The following is a 545-nucleotide window of genomic DNA, read 5'->3' as shown; positions in this document are numbered from 1 at the left end:
ATTGCATAACGGTATGCATGTGCAGGCATAGTTTGATGAAATGCGGTGTCAAATACGGCAACTTGAGGTAATTCAGGAAATAGGCGCATCGTTGCTTCAATCCCGATTAAGTGAGCAGGATTATGAAGCGGTGCAAGCGGAGTGGCTGCACGAATACGTTCTACAATTTCAGGGGTGAGTAGTTCAGCTTTGGTAAGGCTTCCACCATGTACGACACGATGACCGATTTCTTGAGGTTTATAGTTTGCAAGATGTACAAGTAAAGTTTCTAAAGCTTTGGCGTGGTCAGCATAAGGAATTGAAAGCTCTAGCGGTTCTCCACCGACGGTAATCCCTTTAATACGAGCATCAGCTGCCCCTAAGTTTTCTGCTAAACCGTAAATACGATCTTCACGACGCTCTGAAACCAGTGCGTATTTAATAGATGAAGAACCGCAATTAATAACTAATACTGATGTAGCCACGTTGAAATACCCAAGTCCTGATATAAAAATAGTTTTCCTAACTTCCTGATCAAAAGGCATTAATTGTGTGATGCATTAAGA

At 42.0% G+C, this 545-nt stretch carries 1 pseudogene; it reads right to left on the bottom strand.

What is annotated here, in order from left to right:
* Positions 1-524 (bottom strand): annotated as a pseudogene (locus tag ABD296_RS50125) (hypothetical protein); the annotation flags it as partial.
* Positions 525-545 lie beyond the last annotated feature (21 nt).

Source organism: Actinomadura napierensis (assembly GCF_039529375.1).
GTDB classification, from domain to species: domain Bacteria; phylum Actinomycetota; class Actinomycetes; order Streptosporangiales; family Streptosporangiaceae; genus Spirillospora; species Spirillospora napierensis.
This window is presented reverse-complemented; position numbering and strand designations above follow the sequence as displayed.